The following is a 21,457-nucleotide window of genomic DNA, read 5'->3' on the forward strand; positions in this document are numbered from 1 at the left end:
CCTTCAACCCCGATTCAAAGGCTGAACCTCCTTCACCCCCGATTCATAGGAGACGACCGTGTCCATTTCCCGACGCAGACTCCTCGCCGCCGGTGGCGGCCTGTCCATCGCCGCCCTCCTCGGCGCCGCCGGCTGCGGCGACGACTCGTCCGACGGCTCCGGCGGCCGTACGCTCAAGCTGCTCCTGCCCGGCGACGCGCCGAAGGAGAGCTGGGACACCGTCCTCGCCGAGGTCAACAAGCGGCTGAAGGCCGACCTGGGCTTCACCATCGACCCGCAGTTCATCGCGTGGGCCAACTACGGCAACCAGGCGCTGCTGAAGTTCACCGCCGGGGAAAGCTTCGACACCGCGCTACAGGCCCGCTGGCTCAACATGACCCAACTCGTGGCGAGCAAGTCCCTCGTACCGGTCGACGCCCTGCTGGCCAGCGGCAAGTACAAGAACCTCAGCGACAACCTGGACCCCAAGCTCATCGAGCTGAACAAATGGTCCGGCAAGCTGTACGGCATCCCGCAGGTCAACTCCGCGGCCCGGCTGCACCACTTCTGCATGCGGCAGGACCTCGCCGAGAAGCTCGGCTTCAGCGCGATCACCGACTTCCAGACGCTGGAGCGCTTCCTGTACGCCGTGAAGCAGAAGGAGAAGGGCGTCACCCCGCTGGCGGTCAGCTCCAACATGCCCGACCTGCTGATCGCGAACACCCCGATCGGCTGGCTCAACGAGTACAGCTGGGAGAACCCGAACCAGAGCGGCCAGGCGTTCACCGGCAACTCGATCCCGTTCTTCATGGCCGCGGACGCGAAGGCGACCGGCTCGGCGCGGCCGGTGCCGTTCTGGGAGGCGCCCGGCATCCTGGACGCCCTGCGCGCGGTGCGCCGCTACTACCAGGACGGGCTCATCAACCACGACGCGCTCAACGTCGACTCCAACACGCTCCGGTCGCAGTTCGAGGCCGGCCGGTACGCCACCCGGTGGGCGATGACCGACGGGCTCTCCTCGCAGTCCGCGGCGCCGCTGGCCAAGGCCGTACCCGGGGCCACGCTCGCCAACATCATGCCGCTGCGCGGCGGCCTGACCGCCAAGCCCAACCAGACGTTCCAGGCCGACAACTTCGTCGTGCTCAACGTCAAGGGCCAGAGCAACGAGCAGGCCATGCAGCTCGAAGACTGGGTGTCCATCAAGGCCAACCACGACCTCATCCAGTACGGCATCGAGGGCACCGACTGGAAGCCGGCCGGCGACGACAAGTACGAGGCGATCACCTCGTACAGCACCTTCCCCGGGTACGCGCTGAGCTGGCGGGCCAAGCTGGAACGGAAGCTGAGCACGATCAGCCAGACCGAGGACGAGATCTTCACCTGGGCGCAGAACTACGACAACTTCACCGTCGACCCGTTCGCCAGCTTCGTGCCCGACCCGGAGCCGGTCAAGCGGGAGAACGCCCAGGTCACCGCGGCGATGACGCAGTACGGGAACCCGCTGTTCATCGGCGCCGTCGACGTCGACAAGGGCTTGGACAGCCTCAAGAAGGCCGTGGAGAAGGCGGGCCTCGCCAAGCTCCAGACCGAAATGGAGAAGCAGGCGAATGAGTACCTCAAGGGCTAACCGTTGATCAGCGCAGCGCTCGCCATGCAGCCGGAACTGCCGCCGCGGCTGTTCGACGCCGACCTGTGGGACCGGCTGCATGGCCTGGTACGTCTGGTGGACTTCACCTCGTCCCTGCCCGAGGTGGAGCTGCTCATCACCGGTTGGGGTGCCCGCCCATCACCGCGGCGGTGCTCGACGCGGCGCCCAAGCTGGCCGCGATCGTGCACACCGGCGGGTCGGTGAAGTCGCACGTCACGGCCGAGTGCTGGGAACGCGGCCTGGTCGTCTCGACGGCCGCGGCGGCCAACGCGCTGCCGGTCGCCGAGTACACGCTCGCGTCGATCATCCTGGCCGCGAAGGGGGCCCGGGCGGTCGAACGCGAGTACCGGGCCCGGCGCGCCCGCGTCGACCTGCTGGTCGAGCACCCGCAGATCGGCTCGTACCGGCGCACGGTCGGCGTGGTGGGCGCGTCGCGCATCGGTCGCCGGGTCATCGAGCTGCTGCGCCCGTTCGACTTCGACGTCAGCCTCTACGACCCGTACGTCGACGCGGCCGACGCGCGGCAGCTGGGCGTACGCCTGGTCGGCCTGCCTGACCTGCTGCGCGGTAACGACATCGTCACCCTGCACGCGCCCTCGCTGCCGAGCACCCGACACATGATCGACCGGGCCGGGCTCGCCAGCCTGCGCGACGGCGCCACCCTGATCAACACGGCCCGCGGCGCGCTGGTGGACCAGGCGGCGCTGGAGGCCGAACTGTCGACCGGCCGCATCGACGCGGTCATCGACGTCACGGACCCCGAGGTGCCGCCGCCGGACTCGATCCTCTACCGCCTGCCCAACGTGGTCCTGACTCCCCACCTGGCCGGCGCTCTGGGCAACGAGCTCCACCGCCTCGCCACGTGCACGGTGGACGAAATCGCCAGGTTCGTGTCCGGCAAGCCCTTCGCCCACCCGGTAACCGCCAGCGAGCTGTCCTACATCGCGTAACCCTCCGCCTCGCCTCTCCCCCGCCTCGCCTCGCGCGCTGCGGTCGCGCCGCGGTCGCGGCGCGCCGATCAAGGCTTTCCTCGTCGATCAAGGGCATATGGCCGTGGTTCGATCTCTATTCCACGACCGTTTGCCCTTGATCGACGCAGAAGTCCTTGATCGGCGCGGCGCGACCGCGCCGCGGGCGCGCGTCGCGCGTGGGCGCGGCCGACGGGTACCCGTGGGCGCCGGGTCGGGTGGCGGGGCAGAGTGTCCGTGTGGATCGAGACGTGGCGGGCCGCCGGGCCCAACCGTGGGACCAGGACACCACCGGCGTACTCAGGCTGCCATCCGGCCGGCGGGTACGCGGGCGCGGGCTGCGCCGGCCGCTCCCGCCGGGACCGGCGCCCACCTTCGGCGTCTACCTGCTCGGCAAGCCACCCCCGGCCGTGGACTGGACCAGCCGGTGGCTGCGGTGGCCCGACTTCTGGCTGCCCAGCGACCGGGTGTGGGCCCGCGAGATCCTGCGTGAGGCGTGGGAGCGGGCCACGGACGAGCGTGTGGAGATCGCGTGCGGCGGTGGCCGGGGCCGGACCGGTACGGCCCTAGCGTGTCTCGCGGTCATCGACGGCGTCCCGCCCGACGAGGCAGTCGCGTACGTCCGGCAGCTCTACGACCGCCACGCCGTCGAGACCCCCTGGCAGCGCCGCTACGTCACCCGTTACGCGTGAATAGGGGGCCCCACTCACGCGCGCACCGCCAACAGGGGCGCCCTCAAGGCCGGGTAGTTAAGGAAAGCCGCCACGATTGACGCGAAACAAGTAGATCTACGGACCGGCCGCTCGGACGTATCCGGCATACCCGACCGCGAGACCCCAGGCCATCCACGACTGTGGCGAGTAGTTGCCCCGTGGACGGCAACTACTCGCCACAGTCGTCAAGACCCGCACCGGGTTCCCCTAACGTCCCGGTCTTGGGGCGCCCTACTCACGATCGCCACGCCACTCTTGCTATCGATGGCGGGGATCGCTTACGCTTTCATGTGTAAGAAAGTTCTTACACGTGTCGGGGTGGTGTGATGGGTGGGGACGAGCTGGTCGAGGTGCTGGCGGCACTGGCCAACCCGATCCGCCTGCGCATCATGGCGCGCCTGGCCGGCGGCCGTGACTACGTGAGCCACCTGGCCCGCGAGATCGGCATCAGCCGCCCCTCCTGCACATGCACCTGCAAAAACTGGAGGCCGCCGGCCTGATCGTGGGCAGCCTGGAGCTGTCCGAGGACGGCAAGGCCATGAAGTACTTCGAGGTAACCGACTTTGACGTGCACCTGACGGCGGCCGCGCTGGCCGAGGCCGCGAAGACCCTCTCCAAGGAGCGCTCATGACCTGGCCCCAAGCGGTTTTCTACTGCGGCGTTTTGGTCGCCGCCATGTTCCTGATCGGCCTCGTGGTCGCGACGTTCCTCGAGTTTCGCAAGATCAAGCTCGACACCAAGCGCGAAGAGGACATGCGCCAGCTCATCCGGCGGTACGAGCAGCTGGCCGAGGGCACCCTCGACGCCCAGCAGCGCGCCGCCGCCGACGTCGCCGAACTGCGTTCCCGCACGACCGCCATCGAGCAACTACTAAGGACTGTCGAATGAAGGCGATCACCCAAGACCGGTACGGCGAGCCAGGTGAGGTCCTGAAGCTGCGCGACATCGACCGGCCCACGGTCGGCGACGACGGCGTGCTCGTCAAGGTACGCGCGGCCGGAGTCGACCACGGCGTCTGGCACATGACGACGGGCCAGCCGTACCTGATGCGCATCATGGGCTTCGGGTTCCGTGGCCCCAAGGCGCCCGCCGCGGGCCGCGACCTGGCCGGCGTGGTGGAATCGGTCGGCCGCGACGTGACCCGTGTGAAGCCCGGTGACGAGGTGTACGGCGTGAGCGCCAACGGCTCCTTCGCCGAATACACGTGCACCACAGTGGACCGGCTCGCCGCCAAGCCGGCGAACCTCACGTTCGAGCAGGCCGCCGCCGTGCCCGTGTCGGGGGCCACGGCCCTGCACGCGGTGCGCGACGCCGCCGCGGTCAAGGCCGGGCAGCGGGTCCTGGTGATCGGCGCCGGCGGCGGCGTGGGTACGTACGCGGTGCAGCTCGCCAAGGCGTACGGCGGGGAAGTCACCGGCCTGTGTGGACCGACCAAAGTGGACCTCGTCCGCTCCATCGGGGCGTCCGAGGTCATCGATTACACCCGAGCCGAGGTGAAGGGGCAGTACGACGTGATCCTCGACATCGCCGGCAACCGGCCGCTGTCGCAGCTTCGCAAGGCTCTGACCCCGCGCGGCACGCTGGTCATCGTGGGCGGCGAGGCGGGCGGAAACGTGTTCGGCGGCATGGGTCGCAACCTGGGCGGGCCGCTGCTGTCCCCCTTCGTGGGCCAGCGGCTGCGCAACGTGATCTCGACGGAGCGCGCCATCGATCTCGACGACCTCCGCGCGCTCATCGAGGCCGGCAAGGTCACCCCCGCCGTCGACCGCACGTACCCGCTGGCCGACGTCCCCGAGGCGGTCCGCGCCCTGCGCGCGGGTCAGGCCCGCGGCAAGTTCGTGGTCATCATCTGATCGATGTGCTCCGGCGCGAAGAAGTCGGCCGGCGAGAGGACTCCCGCGTTCATGCGTGCGAACTCGTCCATCGCCGGCTGGTTGCCGTTGATGGCGCTCAGCAGCTGGACGAGGTCGGGCGGCGGCGGTTCGAGCGTGGCCAGTTCGCAGGTGAACTCGTACATCGGCAGCACCTGCCCGTCGCGGGCGGCCTGGTAGCCGCTCATCGCGACGTCGTACGGGCGACGGCCGGAGAAGCTGTCGTCGAGCGCGGTGACGCACAGCTCCGCGTCCCGGAAGGCGTCCTGGATACCCATCGCGGTGATGAAGTCCTTGTTGTACCCGGCGTCCCCGACCAGCGCCCACCCCGGGCCGTACGGCTTGCGGAAGAAGTTCGGCACGGCCATGCCGGCGAAGCGCTCCGCCCGGGTGGCCGCGTCGACCCGCGCGGCGAACTCCGGCGCGGTCGCGATCGCCTTGAGGTAGTTGCCCTCGATATCCGTCTTGTTCGCCTCGAACTCGGCGTACGGCCAGCCGGCCACGACCAGGGTGAGGTCGTCGTTGGTCGGCCACGCCGCGAGGCCGCGGTCGGGCCGGACGTACGTCTCGAACCGGCCGTCCATCGGCAGCCCGCTCCAGTACGTGTAGTAGCCGCAGAGCAGTTTCGGCTTCTCGTGGTACTGGTCGAGCCGCACGGATCCGGCGACCACCGAGCGCAGCCCGTCCGCGCCGACGACCACCCGGGCGTGCTCGGTGACCGGCTCGCCGCCGCCGAGCGCGTGCCCGCGGATGCCGGTGACCCGGTCGCCGTCCGTCAGCAGCTCGTCGACCACGAACCCCTCGCGCACCTCGGCTCCGGCCTCGGCGGCGGCGTCCACCAGCAGCTTGTCCAGCACCGTGCGGCGCGGGGCGTACGCCACCGGCGACTCCTCGGTCCCCGGCGCACCCACCAGGGCGAACGGCCCGAAGTCGAGCACGTACGTGTCGATCGGCGGGCAGCCGGTGGCCACCAGCCGGTCCAGCAGCCCCCACCGGCGCAGGGCGGCCACGCCCGGCGGGTGGATCAGGTGGGTGGAGACGGTGTCGCTCGGAAACGTCGACCTGTCGACGACGAGCACCCGGTAGCCCTGGCGGGCCAGCAGCATGGCGGTCGGCGAGCCGGCACAGCGGGCGCCCACCACGATTACGTCGTAAGCCATGTGCCCACGCTAGGAGCCGGGTGGGGTGCGCCGCTTCGGGAGAAACATGCAGGTCAAGACCTACACAATTCTATGTAAGACCGTGCTCGTAGGCGTACCCGGTGGCGGCCGACCGCGACGGCAGCCCCAGCTTGCCGAGGATGTTGCTGACGTGGCGCGCCACGGTCTTCTCGCTGAGGAAGAGGTCGGCGGCGATCACCCGGTTGCTCTTGCCGGCGGCCACCAGGCGCAGCACCTCGACCTCGCGGGGGGTCAGCGGGCCGCCCGGCGGCGTGGCACGCACCGCCAGGCGCTCCACCCCACTCAGGTCCGGCGCGGCACCGAGCTTGCGAAACGCCCAGGCCGCCGCGTCCAGCTCCAGGGTCGCCCCGTCGTGGTCGCCGAGCGCCCGGCAGGCCAGCCCGATGAGCACCCGGGCCCGCGCGGCGTCGTACGGGGCGTCCAGCTCCCGCCACAGGGTCCAGGCCCGGCGCAGGGTCGCCACCGCCGCCTTCGCGTCGCCGGCCGCGAGGCAGACCGCTCCGGCCGCGTGGGCGGAAACCGCCCGGACGTACGGCGTGTCCAGGTCGTCCGCCAGCTCGGCCAGCTCGGTGGCCGCCGCCCGGGCCGCGGGTACGTCGTCCGCCGCCAGCATGACCTCGACGTGCGCGCTCAGCAGGTACGAGCGGGTGATCCGGTCGCCCGCCTGGTCCATGACGGTCCGCATCGCGGCGGCGGCCACCGCGGCCTCGCCCTGGGCCAGCCGCAGCAGCGCGAGGCCCGGCTGCGCGCGGTAGCCCCGGCGGCTCGCCTCCCGGTACGCCTCCTCGGCGACCGGGAACTCGCCGCGCAGCCGGTGCACCTCGGCGAGCTGGTAGTACGCCATCGCCGCCGCCGGCCGGTCGGCGAGGCGTTCGCAGGCGTGCCGGGCCTCGTCGAGCGCGTCCGGCCACTCGCCCTGCAGCTGCATGAGCTGGGCGCGGTGCACGAGGCACTGGCCGCGAAACGGCACCAGGTCGCGCTGGGTGTCGCACCACCGGGTCAGCGCGACGGTCCACTCCCGGGCCCGGCGCAGGTCGAAGACGGCATGGCACTCCAGCAGCACCGCGCAGTACACGATGCCGGCGATCCGCGGCGAGACCTCGCCCGCGGTGACCGCGACCATGGCCTCGTCGAGCAGCGCCACGCCCTCGGCGGTCTTCCCGGCCCGGACCATCGCCTCGCCGCAGCCGAGCGTGCCGATGGCGACCAGGTCGGGCTCGCCGAAGCGCGCGCCGATCTCGCGGGCCCGGGCGAACGACGCGTACGCGGCCGGCGGGTCGGCGTCCAGCGCGCCGAGGGCCACCGGCACCAGCAGGTACCCGCGTTCCGCGCACTCCCCTTCGCCGCCCTCGTCGAGCAGCCGCTGGGCCCGGGCCAGCCAGCCGCCGGCGCGGACGTCCTCGCCCCGCAGCATCAGGCCGAAGGCCAGCCAGAACGCGCAGCGGGCGGCCCGCGCCCCGTCGTCGAGCCGGAGAAACTCCTGGTGGGCACGGAGCCAGGCGTCGTCGCTCTCCTCGTCGTGCCCGGTGAGGTAGGCGGCGATGGCCAGGCGTTCCAGGTCGGCGGCGCCCGGCGTCCCGAGGCGGGCGAGGTCCTCGTACGCCCGCCCCCAGTCGCGCCGCTCGAAATAATCCCCCATCAGCGGCAACGTACCGCGAATTGGGTCCACTACCGTGTCCGTTACCGGACGGCGGCGCCGACGTCTCTAGTGAACCCGAGAGGAGACGGTCATGAAATACATGATCATGTTGTACGCGTCGCAGCGGGACTACGACGCCATGGCGGGCAAGAGCGGCCCCGACTCGCCGGCCTGGTCCGCGGCGGACGTGGCGGCCATGTACGAGTACATGGGCAAGTGGAACCAGGCGATGGTCGAGTCCGGCGAGTTCGTCGAGGCGCACGGCCTCGCCGCGCCGGTGCACACCCGGCGGATCCACGGCCTCAAGGACGGGGTGCCCGTGGTGACCGACGGGCCGTACGCGGAGACCCTGGAGGTGCTGGCCGGCTACAACATCGTCGAGTGCGAAAGCTTCGACCGCGCCACCGAGCTCGCCGCCGAGGCCACCAAGTGCCCCGCTCCGGCCGGCACCGACACCAGCGCCTGGTACGTCGACGTGCGCCCGGTCGACGACGGACCGGGCGACGTCGAGGGCTGACCGTGGCCGCTGACGAGGTCGAGGACCTGCTCCGCCGCCTGGCGCCGCAGGTCCTTGGCGCGGTGGTCCGCCGGTACGGCCACTTCGACACCGCCGAGGACGCGACCCAGGAGGCCCTCCTCGCGGCCGCCCTCCAGTGGCCGGAAGAGGGCGTCCCGGACAACCCGCGCGGCTGGTTGATCACCGTCGCCGCGCGCCGCCTGACCGACCTGCTGCGCAGCGAGCAGGCCCGCCAGCGCCGGGAGAACACCGTCGCCCAGTGGGTGCTGCCCGACCAGTGGCTGGCCCCGCCGGCCGACCGGCCGCCGTCGGCGTCCGACGACTCGCTGATCCTGCTCTTCATGTGCTGCCACCCCGCGCTGACCCCGGCCGCCCAGATCGCGCTCACCCTCCGCGCGGTCGGCGGGCTGAGCACCGCCGAGGTCGCCCGCGCCTTCCTGGTGCCGGAGGCGACGATGACCCGGCGCATCACCCGGGCCAAGCAGCGCGTCAAGGACAGCGGCGTCCCGTTCGGCTTGCCACCGGAGCCGGAACGCGCCGAGCGGCTCGCCGCCGTCCTGCACGTGCTCTATTTGATCTTCAATGAGGGGTACGCCGCCACGTCCGGCCCCCAGTTGCACCGCGGCGACCTGTCGGCCGAGGCGATCCGGCTGGCCCGCCTGGTGCACCGGCTGCTGCCCGAGGACGGCGAGGTGGCCGGGCTCCTGGCGCTCATGCTGCTCACCGACGCCCGGCGGCCGGCGCGTACCGGGCCGGACGGGGCGCTCATCCCGATGGCCGAGCAGGACCGTGCCCGCTGGGACGCCGGCGCCATCGCCGAAGGCGTCGCCCTCATCAGCGCCGCCCTGCCCCGGGGCGACACCGGGCCGTACCAGCTCCAGGCGGCGATCGCGGCGCTGCACGACGAGGCGCCGACCGCCGAGGCGACCGACTGGCCGCAGATCATGGCGCTGTACGAGGTGCTGTTGCGGCTCTCCGACAACCCGGTCGTACGGCTGAACCACGCCGTCGCGGTCGCCATGGCCCAGGGCCCGCGCGCCGGCCTCGACCTACTCGACAAGCTGGCCGCCGACGACCGGATCGCCGGCGACCACCGCATGTACGCGGTCCGCGCGCACCTGCTGGAGATGTCCGGCGACCACGCGGCGGCCCGCGCCGGGTACGAGGCGGCGGCCCGGCGCGCGACCAGCTTCCCGCAGCAGCGCTACCTGCACGGCCGCGCCGCCCGCCTGGCCGGAAACGATGCGACCGCACCCTAGCCGGCCACACATGCCGGACTACGGGATCGCCGGGCCGGACGCCGGCAGCGGCCTGCTGCCGTGGGCGTGGGCCGAGGAGCGGCTGGCGCGCACGCGCGACTACTGGGTGGCAACGCTGCACCCGGACGGCCGGCCGCACGTCACACCCGTGTGGGGCGTGTGGGACGGCGAGGCGTTCTGGTTCAGCTGCGGCGGCCACTCCCGCAAGGCGCGCAACCTCGACCGCGACCCGCGCGCCACGGTGACCACCAGCGACACCGGCGAGCCCGTGATCATGGAGGGCGCCGCCACCCGGGTGCCGGACCGGGCCGCCAACGCGCTGCTCGCCGAGCGCGTCAACGCCAAGTACGGCGAGGCGCTGACCGTCGAGTTCTTCCTGGCCAACGCGACGTACCGGTTTCGGCCGGCCTGGGCGATGGGGCTGGTCCAGGCCGACTTCACCGGCTCGCCTACCCGGTGGACGTTTGACTGATCGCCACCCAGGTGGCCCGCGCCCGCGCCAGCTCGGCGCCGTCCGGACCGTACAGCGTCGAATGCACGAGGGCCTTGCGGCCCTCCACCCCGGCCAGGGCTCCGCGCACCACGCACTCATCACCGGGTACGGGCATCCGGTTCAGGTGTACGGCGATGCGGCCGAGCACGTACGGCCGGCCCGACTCGATGACGGACCAGCCGCCGGGGCAGTCCAGGGCGGCCGACACGGTGGCCGGCGAGACGTCGGCGGGCACGGTCCACGGCGCGGCGGTCGTGCCGTCCTCGATCCGGCCGGCGAAGATCCGCAGGCCGTCGAGGCGCTCGGGTCCGCAGACGTAGCAGGTCGGGAACGGGTGAGCGGTGAAACCCGGGTACCGTCGCGACGCGTCGACCGCCTGGGCGTACTCGATGGGTAGGACCGCGACGTCGATCGTGCCGGCCGGCGCAAGCTCGGCCACGACGGCGCCGTCGGGCGCGCGGACCTGGCCGTCGACCACGGACAGTGGGGTGTCGAGGGGTGGCGGCCTGCGGAGGGTGACCTCTGTGCCGCCGTCTTCGGTGGCTTTGCTGGCTTCGGTGGCGAAGAGGCCGGCGCTGTAGCCGCCGTTGCCGGAGCCGGGCGGCCCGTTGAAGCGGGCGTGCACGATCATGGCTGCTGCCTCCTGAGCTGGACCTCCAGCTGCCCTCGCAGCGCGCTCAGCCGGTCGATGCAGTCGTCCACCTGGGCGAGCTTACGGCGCAGCACGGCCACCGAGTCCGGGCAGACCTCGCCGGACGCGTTGCCGGCCCGCAGGCACGCCACGAACGGGCGGATGTCGTCGAGCACGAAGCCGGCCGCGAGCCGGGCCCGGATCTCGTGCACCACGCGCAGCTCGGCGTCGTCGTAGACGCGGTAGCCGTTGGCGGAGCGGCGCGGCTGGACCAGCCCGTGCGCCTCGTAGTACCGCAGCGCCCGGGTGCTGGTGCCGGCCCGCTCGGCCAGCTCGCCGATCAACATGCCTACGAGTGTGCCTGCACGGCGGCCTTGCGCGCCCGGTACGCCATGACCGCGGCGCGGTTGCCGCAGCCGGCGTCGCAGAAGCGCTTGGACCGGTTCTTGGACAGGTCGACGACAACGTTGCCGCAGTCCGGGTACTCGCAGATCCGGAGCCGGCCGAGCTCGCCGGTGCGCACCAGATCGACGAAGGCCATCGCGGCCTCGACCGCCATCCGGGTGGCCAGCGGCGCGTCGTGCGGCGTGGCGTGCAGGTGGTACGGCTCACCGTCATGCGTGATGAGCTGCGGCAGCGCGTTCGCCTCGCGGAGCAGGCCGTTGACGATCTCCACGACGGTGTCCTCGTCCTCGGACCAGATCCGGCGCAGCCGCGGCCGCAGCTCGTGCACGGACCGCAGCTCGGCCGCGCTCCCCTCGTGGCGGCCGGTCCAGCCCTGCTCGCGGATGAACGCGTCGAGCGCGACCGTGTCCGGCAACTCGGCGTTGACGAGGGCGGCGGCGGCCGCCAGGCCCACTTCCGTGTCATGGGCAAAAACCATCTTGACTCCTGTCAACCCACCCCCGTAGTGTCATCAGCATAGCGGTTCTTTACTTATTACAGGGGGCCTCATGGACGCGCAACGCTCCGCCGGGTTCGGGTTGGGACTGGCGCTGCTGTCGGCGGTCACCTTCGCCACCTCGGGCACGTTCGCCCGGTCGCTGATCGAGGCCGGATGGTCGGCCGAGGCCGCCGTCGCCACCCGGGTCGGCGTCGCCGCCCTCGTGCTGGCGGTGCCCGCCGCGCTGTCGCTGCGTGGAAAATGGCATGTGCTGCGCCGCAACCTCCGCATGATCGGGGTGTTCGGCCTGCTGGCGGTCGCGACCGCGCAAGCCTGCTTCTTCAACGCGGTCCAGTATCTGCCGGTCGGCGTCGCGCTCCTGCTCGAATACCTCGGCATCATCCTTGTGGTCGTCTGGATGTGGCTCGCACACGGCCAGCGCCCCCGCCGCCTCACCATCGCCGGCTCCGTCGCCGCCATCCTCGGCCTGGTGCTCGTCCTCGACCTGACCAGCGGCGCGCGCATCGACCCGGTCGGCGTGCTGTGGGGCCTGGGCGCCGGAGTCGGCCTGGCCGCCTACTTCGTGCTGTCCGCCCGCGGCGACGCCGAACTGCCCCCCGTCGCCCTGGCCAGCGGCGGAATGGCCGTCGGCGCGGTCGCCCTGGTGGCCCTCGGCCTGACCGGCGCCATGCCGCTGCACGCCACCTTCGGCTCGGTAGACTTCGCCGGCCACCGGACGAGTTGGCTGGTCCCCATCGTCGGACTGTCCCTGGTGGCCGCCGTCATCTCGTACGTGGCCGGCATCGCGGCGGCACGGGCGCTGGGCGCACGGTTGGCGTCGTTCGTGGGGCTGACCGAGGTGATGTTCGCCGTTCTGATCGCCTGGCTGGTCCTGGACGAGCTGCCCACCGCCGTACAACTAGGCGGCGGCGCCCTGATCGTGGCCGGCGTAGCCCTAGTCCGCCTAGACGAACTCCGCCCCTCTCCCCGGCGTCCCCCGCACTCCCCGCCACGTCCCCCGCACCCGCGCCACCCGCGGCGTCCCCCGCGCTCCCCGCCGCGCCCGCGCCGCCCGCCGCGCCCGCGCTCCCCGCGCTCCCCGCTCTCCCCGTCGATCAAGGGCAAAGGGTCGTGCTTTGATCTCCAATCCACGGCCATATGCCCTTGATCGGCGTGGAAATCCTTGATCGGCGGGCTTGGGCCGTCCTGGTGGCCGGTCCCGGCGGCGGCGTCGTGGCGTGGAGGCAGGTCCCTGGACTTTGCGCGGATCACGGGCCCGCTCGGAGGGCCGGCCGTGCGGGGGCGCCCCCAGGGCCGGGTAGTTAAGGGAATCAGGTCCATGTCGAGCGCTGATGTGACGCGGTCATCGCCCTTGACTTTGGCGACTGTGTCGAGAAATTGCCCTCCCAGGGGCAACTGCTCGCCACAGTCACGGCATACGTCGACCCCGCCGCCGAACACACCACCGACCCGGTCGGCGGACCCAGATCCAGCGGCCGGTTATATCGGATACATCCGGGTGCAGGCCCGGCCCACCCCCAGCCAAGTCGAAGCTGGCAGTAGATCCAGACGAGTTAGGGCTCGATCTCAGCCGTAACTCGTCTAGATCTACCCCGCCTCGTCGTCGCAGCCTTGACGTCCGCACCGGCCCCCTGATGTTGCGGCCATGGAGGGCGCCCCTGTTGTGCGCTGCCAGGTGACCGCGCCGTTCCCGATCACCCGGACGGTGACCCGGCTCCTGCGCTCGGCAAGCGATCAGCCGCGCGGCCTGACAGCGCCCAGGAATCCTTAACTACCCGGCCTTGAGGGCGCCCCTGTTGGGCACCGCCGCGTGAGGAGGGCTCCCCTATACCCGCCATGGCATGAGCAGGGGCACCCTATTCAGGCCGAATCCCCCAAGCGGGGCGCCCTGTGGGGCGGTCCCTTCCGTCGAGCCGGCCCCGGCACTCACCCCGCGTGGGCTCGGCCCTCCTTGGGGCGCGGCACGGCCCGCGTGGGTCGACCGGCTGGGGCATTAGCTCGCCCGGGAGGCTCGGCGACATCCGAGCCTGCGTGGGGGCACCGGGCGGGGCGCCGCCCCGGCGCGCGTCGATCAAGGACTTTCGCGTCGATCAAGGGCAAACGGTCGTGGATCAGAGATCAAAGCACGGCCGTTTGCCCTTGATCGACGCGGGAGAGAGGCAGGGTCGCGGGACAGGGGCGGGGTCGCGGGAGAGGGGCGGGGCGGCGCGGGAGGGGGCGGGAGGGGGCGGGGGCGGGAGGGCGGGGAGGGCGCGGGTGGAGGGGATGAGGAGGGCGTGTGGGGGCGAAGGTGGCTGGCTAGGGCGGTGCGGCGACGCCGGGATTCCGCGCCCAGCAACGCTTCCAGGCCCGCCGGGGTCAGAGCCGGCAGATCCACGCGTACGCCGCCGGCGACCGCGTCGACGAGCCGCCTCGGCGCGTTGCCCGGCCGGTACGCCACGGCGATGAGCGTCGGCGCCCCGGGCGGCTTGCGCACGAGGTGCTCGGTCAGGTCCAGCGATGCCTGGTCGGCCCAGTGCGGGTCGTCCAGCAGCAGCACCAGGCCCGCTCCCCGTCCTCGCCCAGCACCCTTCGTACCCCGGAAGCACCGTGCGGCGGCAGCTCCAGCGCCTCGGCGTACACGCTGAGCGGGGACCTCCCGGTCGAACCGCGTCCCGCGGCCCCGCGGACCCGCAGTCCGGCCGCGGACGCCCGGCGCCCGAGCTCCACCAGCAGCCGGGTCTTGCCGAGGCCCGGTTCGCCGCACGCCTCGACCACGACCGAACGGCCTTCGCCCAGGGCGGCCAGCGCCCCGTCCAGCTGCCGGATCTGCTCGGCCCGCCCGACCAGCGCCGGAGCGTGTCGGGGCGCCTCCCACCACAGTGCTGACACGCCGCCTCCCCAGACGCATCGTGGCCTGCCGACGTGGGGCATTCGGGTCTGCGACCCGCGCGGATGGGTCGCTATGAGCGCCGCAGTGTGAAGACCTGGTCCGGCCCGCCGTCGCAGGTGGTCTGGATGAGCTGTACGCCGTCCTGCCGGCTGGCCTGGTAGACGCCGATGCAGAAGCTGCGGCCGGGCACCGAGCGCAGCCGATAGCCAGCCGCGGGCGTGGTCGCCGGCTCCAATGTGAACCGCTGGTCGGCGCGGCCCGCCTCGCAGCCCGCCCCGGCGAGCAGCAGGCCGTCTTCGGTGCCGCCGTAGTCCACTGTGGCGCACCCCAAGCCGTCCACCGGATGGTCCAGCTTGATGCGGTACGCCCCGCCAACCGGCTCCAGGATCGTCGGCGGCGAGACGCCGGCGCACGGATGCTGGCCGAGCACCGTACGTCCGGTGTCCTTGAACAGCTCCGGCCCCTCCCCACGCACATCCCGGTGTGGGCAAGGCGGATGACGTACCGGCCACTGAGGACGGTCGGCTTGGGTGCGGCGGTGGTGGCGGGCGGTGGCTTCGCGGCCTCCCGGCCGGGGACCGGAGTCGACGCGGCGCCGGGCGGTGCCGTCGTACCCGGTGTGGGGGCAGCCGCGGCGGTCGCGGGCGGTGCCGGTGCCGCGGCGCCCTCGCCGCTGTCACGCGATGACAACGCAGCCACCGCGGTCGTTGCCAGCGCGACCAACACCGCGAGCCCAATGCCGGCAAGCAGCCGCGCCCGCCGACCCATGCCCGTGCCGGCCTCGCGCTCGTCCGCCGGGGCCAGCAGGGACGGCCGGGGCGGTACGACCAGGGTCGGCGGCTCCTCCCGGTTGAGGTGACGGCCGGCCGCCGCGACGTACTCGTGGTCGGCGCCCAGCGCCCCCGGGCCGAGCCGGGCGAGCAGGTCGTAGTTGCGCCGCGCCTCGTACGCGTTGCCCATCTCGTCGACGAGCCCAGCCAGGTCGTACGTCAGGGACAGCACCAGCGGATGCCCGTCGCCGTGGGTGCGAGCCCCCGCGGCCTGCGCCTCCTCCAGCACCCGCCGCGCGTCGCCCAACTCGCCGAGCGACCGGTGCACGGCGGCGAGGCGGCGCGCCGCGGTCAGGACGGCGACGTGGTCCGGCCCGAGCGCCACGCCCGCCTCGTCGTGCGCGCCGGCCAGCAGGTCGCGGGCTCCCGGCAGGTCACCGGCCCCAGCCCGGGCATCGGCGGTCCGGACGGCGGCGGCGAGACGTTCGGCTGCGGACACCGTCGATATGCTGCCCGCTCCCGGCCCGCAACGCCAGCGCTGGCCGGCTCGGGGCGCCATCCTTGCCTGACCCCGCCGCCCGCCGCCTCCCGCCCGCAGGACGGGCGCCTCCGCGCGGGCGCCAGCCCTCGCCGCGTCGCGCCCTCGCGGCCCCGCGCCCTCGCGGCCCCGCGCGGCCTCGCCGATCAAGGCTTCCCGCGTCGATCAAGGGCAAACGGTCGTGGATCGGAGATCAAAGCACGGCCATATGCCCTTGATCGACGCGAAAGTCCTTGATCGACGACCGCCCGGTGACGGCCGCCCGTGCGGCGGCCGCGCGGCCGCCGCACGAACCGGTTCGCGGCGGCGGCAGCGGCCACGAACGGCGAGCGACGGCGGCGAGAGGGCGGCGGCCGCAGACGGTGCAGGAGCCGCGGACGGAGCAGGGGCCGCAGACGGCCGCCGCACCCCCGCGTCGATCAAGGAATTCTGCGTCGATCAAGGGCAAAGGGTCGTGGTTTGGAGATCAAAGCACGACCATATGCCCTTGATCGACGGCAAGGAGGCGGCGCGGAGGGCGCACGGAGGCGGCACGGAGGAGGGCGGCGGAGGGCGGCGGAGGGGGCGGAGGGGGCGGGGTTAGGGGAACCAGGTGAGTTGCTGGCCGTGGGACCTGGTCCAGGCGAGCGGAGTGCCGTCCAGGGCCAGCACGTTGTACAGGCCCTCGTCCGGTGACTCGGGCAGGGCGGCGTAGGGCAGCACCTCCGCGTTCTCGTTCGCGATCCAGTGCCCCGGCAGACCGGCCACCACCTCGGCGAACGCCTTCCGCCGTGGCGCCGGCACCTGGTACAGCACCGACGTGTGGAACACCACCAGCGTCGCGCCGGCGGGGGCCCGCGCGGCCAGCGCCGGCAGGTCGTCCACCAGGTCGCCGCGGACCAGCAGCGGCGGGTCGGCCGCCGCGATGGCCGCCGCCGCCCGCAGCCGCGCCCGCCGGTGTGCGTGCTCCGGCCAGATCAGCGCGTCCAACCACGCGACGTCCGCGGGGTCGGCCACGTCGAGCGGGTTCAGGTCCAGTCCGGCCCGCCACACCACATCTGGTACGCCGTCCGGCGGCACCCGCCCGACCGAGAGGCAGTCCAGGAGCGGCTCGCCGGTGCCGACCATATGGTCGCCATAGCGGTAGGCGTACCGGTCGGGGTAGAGGCAGAGCCCGGCGGAGGCCCCGACCTCCAGCAATGCCAGCGGCTGCGGGAGCGCGGCGAGCAGCGGTAGCAGCGCGGCGCACCGGCCGGCCTCGTTCGTCTGGGTGGCCCGCACGCGCATCTGCGCCGCTATCGCCGGCCAGTTCGCCACGGTGTGGTCGTGGAACGCCACCGGGTCGTCGACCGGCCCGCCGAGCAGTCGTACCACGCCGAAGAGGAGGTTGGGCTGCCGCTTGTCCGGCGGGAGCGTGCCGACCAGCGCGAGCACCTCGTCGTCGCGGGAGACCGCGAGCGCGAGCCGCTCGTACGCCGGTGACACGCCCCGGGCCTCCCGCACGGCGAACTCGACGTACGCCGCACCCGTCACAAGGCGTACGCCTCGGGGAGGGTTTGCTGGACCATGTTGCCGGCCCGGTCCCACGCCTCCACCTTCAGGCTCACCTTGCCGGACGCCGGGTTCCACACCGACACACGGTAGGTGCCGCCGTCCGCGCGTACCAGGGCCGGCACCCAGTGCTTGCCGCCGTCGGTGGACGTCCAGGCCCGCAGGCCGGCGAGCTTCGCCGCCGTGCCGGGCGCGCCGCTCTGCGCGGTGACCGTGAAGGTGTACGGCCGGGCCGCGGGCGCGGTGTCGCCGGGTGCGAGCCCCAACTGGTAGTTGAGGAAGATGAGCGGTTGCCAGGCGCACGGGGTGGTGTCGCCGTACAGCAGCTCGTCGATGCACCAGTACGGCTGGGCCACGCCGTCGGTGGTCGGGGCGGCGGAGCGGAACGTCCAGGTGGTGTTGACCGTCCTGGCGAAGCTCTGCTGCGCCCACCCGGTGGTGTAGCTGTCGGTCAGGCGGTACGTGGCCGCGCCGGCCGGCAGCTGGTAGTAGGTAAGGCCGGCGGCATCCTGCTGAGGGGTAGCTCGGTGCCGCCGGAGTACAGGTGGACCTCTTCGGTGGGGCCGTCCTCCTGGACGGTGTGGCTCGGGTCGCCGCGCCCGGCGTACTGGCCGACGCCGAGCGGGGCGAGCGTGCGGACCCGCAGGATGTCGCCCTGGCGGCAGCCGTCGCACGGGAAGAACACCGCCGCGCCGTCCGGGGTCTGCGGGCCGACCTGCGCGTTCACGGGCAGGTTCGGCTCGTTCCACTCTTCCCGGCCGGTGGTGGGCTTGGCGAAGCCGCGGTAGGCATGCTCGACGCGCACGCTGGACCCGGCGCTGAACAGGAACTGCCGCCACCACAACACGTCCGAGCCGGTGGTGCTGTAGTACTCGGTCCGCCGGCCGTGCGCGGGGAAGCTGTGTCCTACCTGGATGCTGTAGAGCTGGCCGGGCAGGAACGCGAAGCTCACCTCGTTGCCGTCGTCGGCCGGGCCCCACGGGCCGGTCGGCGCCGGGGTCTGCGCGTGGTACGTCGTCTCCAGCCGGGTCAGGTCGCGCTCGCGCGGGCGGAACGTCATGGAAGCCGGGATCCGGCCCCGCTCGAAGTGGACCATCTTGTACTCGTACGGCGTGGTGATCTGTGCCTCGATGTCGACGGTGGGGCGGGTGGCGCCGGCGAGGACGGCCGCGACCCGCGCGCTCTCCTTGAGGTCGAGGTACAGCAACGGGATCGGGATGCCGACCCGGTCGCTCAGGTTCAACAGGCTCGAGATCTGCGCGTCGGCGAGCACGCCGGCCGCCTTCGCCTTCACCGCGAGTTCCACTGTGGAGTTGATGTCGGTCGAGCCGCGTACGAAGACGAGCGCGCCCGCGGCGTCCCGGCCGGCCTTCAGGTCGGCCTCGGTCACGATCCGCAGTCGCCGGTCGGTGGCGAACTTCGGCCGGTACCCGCTGTTCTCCATCGTGTAGAGGGGGCGGATCGTCACCCGGCCGCGCCCGTTGACGGTGACCGTGGCCTGGGGTGCGGTCTGGATCTCGTTGGCGCCGAGCGCGAACGCCCCGACGGTGACGGCCGGGCTGGGGAACACCCACACGTGTCCGACCGCGACCGTCCAGAAGCTGCCGAGGAAGAACCCGTAGTAGTGCTGGCCGCTGGCGACCACGCGCTGCCAGGTGAGGTTGACGTTGACGGCGGTGGACGGCTTGGGCGTCTCGAAGCGGATCGGCACCGCGTCGTCCATGTCGAGCGTGATGGTCATGTCGCCGGTCAGCGACACTTCGGGCCGGGTGAGGAACACCGTGTGGTTCCGTCCGGTGGTCAGGTCGCGCCAGGAGACCTGCCCCTCGAACTGGTACACGCCGCCCTCGGCCAGCCGGATCTTGGACTCGTACGTGTTGGCCGCGCCGTCCACCGGACGCCAGTTGTACGTGCTGGTGTTCATCGGCTCCATGGCCAGTTCCGGCACGGTGTCGTTGACCCGCAGCGTGCTGATCGGCGAGAACGCACCCGGGAAGAGGTACCGTTCGGCCCCTCCGACGAGCCGGATCGTGAGCGTGGCCTGCTTCACCTGTGCCTGGAAGCCGATCGGCACGATGATCTGGTCGCCGGCGGCGCTGGCGGCGACCAGACGTCCATAGTGGAGACCCCTGCCGGCGTTGGTCGGGTCGAGGGTCAACCGCACGCTGGCCGTCCCGCCCGCTGGCACGCGTACCCCGGATTGGTCAACGGCCACGACCCCGGCGGGCGCCGGGCGTCCGTCCGGACCGGACATCGTCGCGGTCAGCGACAGCTCGACGTCGGCCGGGCCGGCGTTCCGGTACGTGATGGTCTTCGTCAGCGTCTCGCCGGTGGGCGGGTAGGTGAACGACCCGGACACTGAGGCGGTGTCCACATAGACCTGCTGGCGGATCGCGCGGGCGATGTCGACCCGGCCGGCGCCCTCGTGGTACGCCGGGCCGCCGGTGTTCTTCGCACTGCCGATGAGCGCGTTCTTGAGCTGACCGGACGTCCACTCTGGATGCTGCTGGACGAGCACGGCAGCAGCGGCGGCGACGTGCGGGGTGGCCATCGAGGTGCCGGAGGCCGCGGTGTAGCTGTCGTTCACCGGGGCGCCCATCGAGGTGCCGGCGGCCCGGGCCGCGATGGTCCGCACGCCCGGCGCGGTGATCTCCGGCTTGATGGCGTAGTCGCCCACCCGCGGCCCGCGGCTGGAGAAGTCGGCGAGCTTGTCGGCGGAGTCCACCGCGCCGACGGTGAGCGCGGCGGTCGCCGCCCCGGCTGGGACACCGTCAGGGGTCGGGGCCGGCGTTGCCGGCGGCGATGACGAAGAGGGTGCCGTACTGGGCGGTGAGGTCGTTGACGGCCTGGCTGACCGGGTCGGTGCCGTCGGACGGTGCACCGCCGAGGCTCATGCTGACCACCTTGACCTGCGTGGCCTGCCACTGCATCGCGGCGATGACGGCCGAGTCGGTGCCGTTGCCCGAGTCGTCCAGGGCCTTGGCGATGCTCAGCTTGGCGTTCGGCGTAACGCCCTTGTACTTGCCGGCGGACGCGGCGCCGCTGCCGGCGATGATGGAGGCCACGTGGGTGCCGTGCCCGTGCCGGTCGGTCACGTCCTCCGGCGCGTCGCCGCCGGGCTGGCCGGCCTCGACGAAGTTCCGCGCGACGGCCACCTTGCCGCTCAGGTCCGGGTGGGTGGCGTCGATGCCGGTGTCGATGATGCCGACGGTGACGCCGGTGCCGTCCAGCCCCGCCGCCCACGCGGCCGGGGCGCCGATCTGCGCGGCGCTGACGTCGTCGGACGCCGTCACCTTGCCGTCCAGCCAGACCTTGCGGAGCCCGGTTCCACCCTGGACGCCGCCCCAGAAGTCCTCCGCCGTGTCCTTGCTGACCCGCACGGCGGCACCGTTCACGCTCGGCAGTGCCGTCGAGGAGCGCGCGCTGGGCAGGGCCCGGGCGCTGCGGGCCAGCGACTGGGCCGAGGACTCCTGCTGGTACTGCACGATGACCGGCAGGTCGGCGGTCTTGTCGTTGCCGTACCCGTTGTCGGCCAGGTACGCGACGTCGAAGAGGCGCTTGTCCAGCAGCCCGGTCGCCACGGAGCGCTCGGCGTCGCTGGGCAGCAGGTAGTAGCCGTCGTCCTCGGCGTACCCGCGGAAGGTGACGGCGTCGCGCCCGGTGCCGGGGTGACGGTCGCGCTCGCCCGGCCGGAACGGTCGACGGCGTACCGGACGGTGTCGCCGGTGATCAGCGTGACGGTGGCGGTCGTGCCGCCGCCGAGGCCGCTGGAATCGGTCCGCGGCGGCGCCGCGGGCGCCGCCGACGCCGGTTGCCCGGGTACGACGGCCATCGCAATTACCAGAACCGATGTGACGAACCAAGAACGCCGAGGTGAGGGGGTCACGAAGTCGAGTGAAAGGCTTCAAGGTCATCTCCGTCTAGACTCCGGGGTGGCCGGAAAG

General features: G+C 72.4%; 21 protein-coding genes and 2 pseudogenes. 12 read left to right on the forward strand and 11 right to left on the reverse strand.

All coding sequences use genetic code 11. From position 1 onward, the window contains the following. The first annotated feature begins 58 nt into the window (after nt 1-58). The 7 genes and pseudogenes from Prum_RS09650 to Prum_RS09675 all read left to right on the forward strand — a co-directional run bounded on the left by Prum_RS09650 (nt 59) and on the right by Prum_RS09675 (nt 5,161). Nucleotides 59-1,606, forward strand: a complete 1,548-nt coding sequence (locus Prum_RS09650; RefSeq protein ID WP_173075731.1) for an ABC transporter substrate-binding protein — start codon at nt 59-61, stop codon at nt 1,604-1,606. A gap of 3 nt (nt 1,607-1,609) precedes the next feature. Continuing rightward, nucleotides 1,610-1,831: a hypothetical protein gene (locus Prum_RS49390; RefSeq protein WP_218577170.1), complete on the forward strand. Its 222-nt coding sequence runs from the start codon at nt 1,610-1,612 to the stop codon at nt 1,829-1,831. Beyond that, on the forward strand, nt 1,777-2,577 hold the full coding sequence (locus Prum_RS09655; RefSeq protein WP_218577171.1) for a hydroxyacid dehydrogenase: 801 nt from the start codon (nt 1,777-1,779) through the stop codon (nt 2,575-2,577). Before Prum_RS49390 ends, Prum_RS09655 begins: the two co-directional genes overlap by 55 nt. Nucleotides 2,578-2,834: 257 nt before the next feature. Then, a complete protein-coding gene (locus Prum_RS09660; protein ID WP_246277780.1) occupies nt 2,835-3,287 on the forward strand; it encodes a protein-tyrosine phosphatase family protein in 453 nt (150 codons plus the stop codon). Between the two features lie 347 nt (nt 3,288-3,634). After that, nucleotides 3,635-3,939, forward strand: a pseudogene (locus tag Prum_RS09665) (ArsR/SmtB family transcription factor). Further along, complete coding sequence (locus tag Prum_RS09670) at nt 3,936-4,196, forward strand: hypothetical protein (RefSeq protein ID WP_173075733.1); 261 nt, start codon at nt 3,936-3,938, stop codon at nt 4,194-4,196. Before Prum_RS09665 ends, Prum_RS09670 begins: the two are co-directional and overlap by 4 nt. After that, nucleotides 4,193-5,161 carry an NAD(P)-dependent alcohol dehydrogenase gene (locus Prum_RS09675; protein WP_173075735.1) on the forward strand — a complete coding sequence of 323 codons (969 nt, stop codon included), beginning with the start codon at nt 4,193-4,195 and terminating at the stop codon, nt 5,159-5,161. The genes Prum_RS09670 and Prum_RS09675 overlap by 4 nt, the downstream gene beginning before the upstream one ends. Here the strand turns inward: Prum_RS09675 and Prum_RS09680 are convergent. Together Prum_RS09680 and Prum_RS09685 are read right to left on the reverse strand one after the other, a co-directional pair. Then, complete coding sequence (locus Prum_RS09680; protein ID WP_173075737.1) at nt 5,128-6,339, reverse strand: NAD(P)/FAD-dependent oxidoreductase; 1,212 nt, start codon at nt 6,337-6,339, stop codon at nt 5,128-5,130. The two genes, Prum_RS09675 and Prum_RS09680, sit on opposite strands and share 34 nt — an antisense overlap. 70 nt (nt 6,340-6,409) lie before the next feature. Then, entirely contained in the window at nt 6,410-7,999 is a 1,590-nt protein-coding gene (locus Prum_RS09685) for a LuxR C-terminal-related transcriptional regulator (protein ID WP_173075738.1), read from the reverse strand. Nucleotides 8,000-8,090: 91 nt separating this feature from the next. Between Prum_RS09685 and Prum_RS09690 the strand changes: the two genes are divergently transcribed. Genes Prum_RS09690 through Prum_RS09700 form a run of 3 tightly spaced genes read left to right on the forward strand, consistent with a single transcriptional unit; the run spans nt 8,091 to nt 10,247 of the window. Next, nucleotides 8,091-8,516, forward strand: coding sequence for a YciI family protein (locus Prum_RS09690; RefSeq protein ID WP_173075740.1), 426 nt, complete (start codon nt 8,091-8,093; stop codon nt 8,514-8,516). Between the two features lie 2 nt (nt 8,517-8,518). Next, nucleotides 8,519-9,775, forward strand: a complete 1,257-nt coding sequence (locus Prum_RS09695; protein WP_173075742.1) for an RNA polymerase sigma factor — start codon at nt 8,519-8,521, stop codon at nt 9,773-9,775. Between the two features lie 10 nt (nt 9,776-9,785). Next, nucleotides 9,786-10,247 (forward strand): pyridoxamine 5'-phosphate oxidase family protein, encoded by a 462-nt coding sequence (locus Prum_RS09700; protein WP_218577172.1) that lies wholly within the window; start codon nt 9,786-9,788, stop codon nt 10,245-10,247. Here the strand turns inward: Prum_RS09700 and Prum_RS09705 are convergent. Genes Prum_RS09705 through Prum_RS09715 form a run of 3 tightly spaced genes read right to left on the reverse strand, consistent with a single transcriptional unit; the run spans nt 10,225 to nt 11,782 of the window. Continuing rightward, nucleotides 10,225-10,899, reverse strand: coding sequence for a hotdog family protein (locus tag Prum_RS09705; protein ID WP_173075746.1), 675 nt, complete (start codon nt 10,897-10,899; stop codon nt 10,225-10,227). The genes Prum_RS09700 and Prum_RS09705 overlap by 23 nt on opposite strands. Then, entirely contained in the window at nt 10,896-11,246 is a 351-nt protein-coding gene (locus Prum_RS09710; RefSeq protein WP_173075748.1) for a MerR family transcriptional regulator, read from the reverse strand. Before Prum_RS09710 ends, Prum_RS09705 begins: the two co-directional genes overlap by 4 nt. Nucleotides 11,247-11,248: 2 nt before the next feature. Further along, the gene (locus Prum_RS09715) at nt 11,249-11,782 is read right to left on the reverse strand and encodes a CGNR zinc finger domain-containing protein (RefSeq protein WP_173075750.1); all 534 of its coding nucleotides are present in this window, start codon (nt 11,780-11,782) and stop codon (nt 11,249-11,251) included. Between the two features lie 70 nt (nt 11,783-11,852). On the opposite strand from Prum_RS09715, the pseudogene Prum_RS09720 reads away from it, so the two are divergent. Next, nucleotides 11,853-12,770, forward strand: a pseudogene (locus Prum_RS09720) (EamA family transporter); the annotation flags it as partial. A 1,520-nt stretch (nt 12,771-14,290) separates the two neighbouring features. Here Prum_RS09720 and Prum_RS09725 read toward each other — a convergent pair. Continuing rightward, on the reverse strand, nt 14,291-14,674 hold the full coding sequence (locus Prum_RS09725; RefSeq protein ID WP_173075754.1) for an ATP-binding protein: 384 nt from the start codon (nt 14,672-14,674) through the stop codon (nt 14,291-14,293). Between the two features lie 71 nt (nt 14,675-14,745). Continuing rightward, complete coding sequence (locus Prum_RS09730) at nt 14,746-15,150, reverse strand: RICIN domain-containing protein (RefSeq protein ID WP_173075756.1); 405 nt, start codon at nt 15,148-15,150, stop codon at nt 14,746-14,748. Between the two features lie 380 nt (nt 15,151-15,530). Here Prum_RS09730 and Prum_RS09735 point away from each other — a divergent pair, with 380 nt between their 5' ends. Next, on the forward strand, nt 15,531-16,220 hold the full coding sequence (locus Prum_RS09735) for a hypothetical protein (protein WP_173075758.1): 690 nt from the start codon (nt 15,531-15,533) through the stop codon (nt 16,218-16,220). Nucleotides 16,221-16,562: 342 nt separating this feature from the next. On the opposite strand, the gene Prum_RS09740 is transcribed toward Prum_RS09735, so the two are convergent. The 4 genes from Prum_RS09740 to Prum_RS53695 form a co-directional block, all read right to left on the reverse strand. Then, nucleotides 16,563-17,495, reverse strand: coding sequence for a DUF2332 domain-containing protein (locus tag Prum_RS09740; RefSeq protein WP_173075760.1), 933 nt, complete (start codon nt 17,493-17,495; stop codon nt 16,563-16,565). After that, a complete protein-coding gene (locus Prum_RS09745; protein WP_173075762.1) occupies nt 17,492-17,869 on the reverse strand; it encodes a molybdopterin-binding protein in 378 nt (125 codons plus the stop codon). The genes Prum_RS09740 and Prum_RS09745 overlap by 4 nt, the downstream gene beginning before the upstream one ends. 95 nt (nt 17,870-17,964) lie before the next feature. Next, nucleotides 17,965-20,394, reverse strand: coding sequence for a S8 family serine peptidase (locus Prum_RS09750; RefSeq protein WP_173075764.1), 2,430 nt, complete (start codon nt 20,392-20,394; stop codon nt 17,965-17,967). Then, on the reverse strand, nt 20,285-21,376 hold the full coding sequence (locus Prum_RS53695) for a S8 family serine peptidase (protein WP_173075766.1): 1,092 nt from the start codon (nt 21,374-21,376) through the stop codon (nt 20,285-20,287). The genes Prum_RS09750 and Prum_RS53695 overlap by 110 nt, the downstream gene beginning before the upstream one ends. Between the last annotated feature and the right edge of the window lie 81 nt (nt 21,377-21,457).

The organism is Phytohabitans rumicis, from assembly GCF_011764445.1.
Lineage (GTDB): Bacteria > Actinomycetota > Actinomycetes > Mycobacteriales > Micromonosporaceae > Phytohabitans > Phytohabitans rumicis.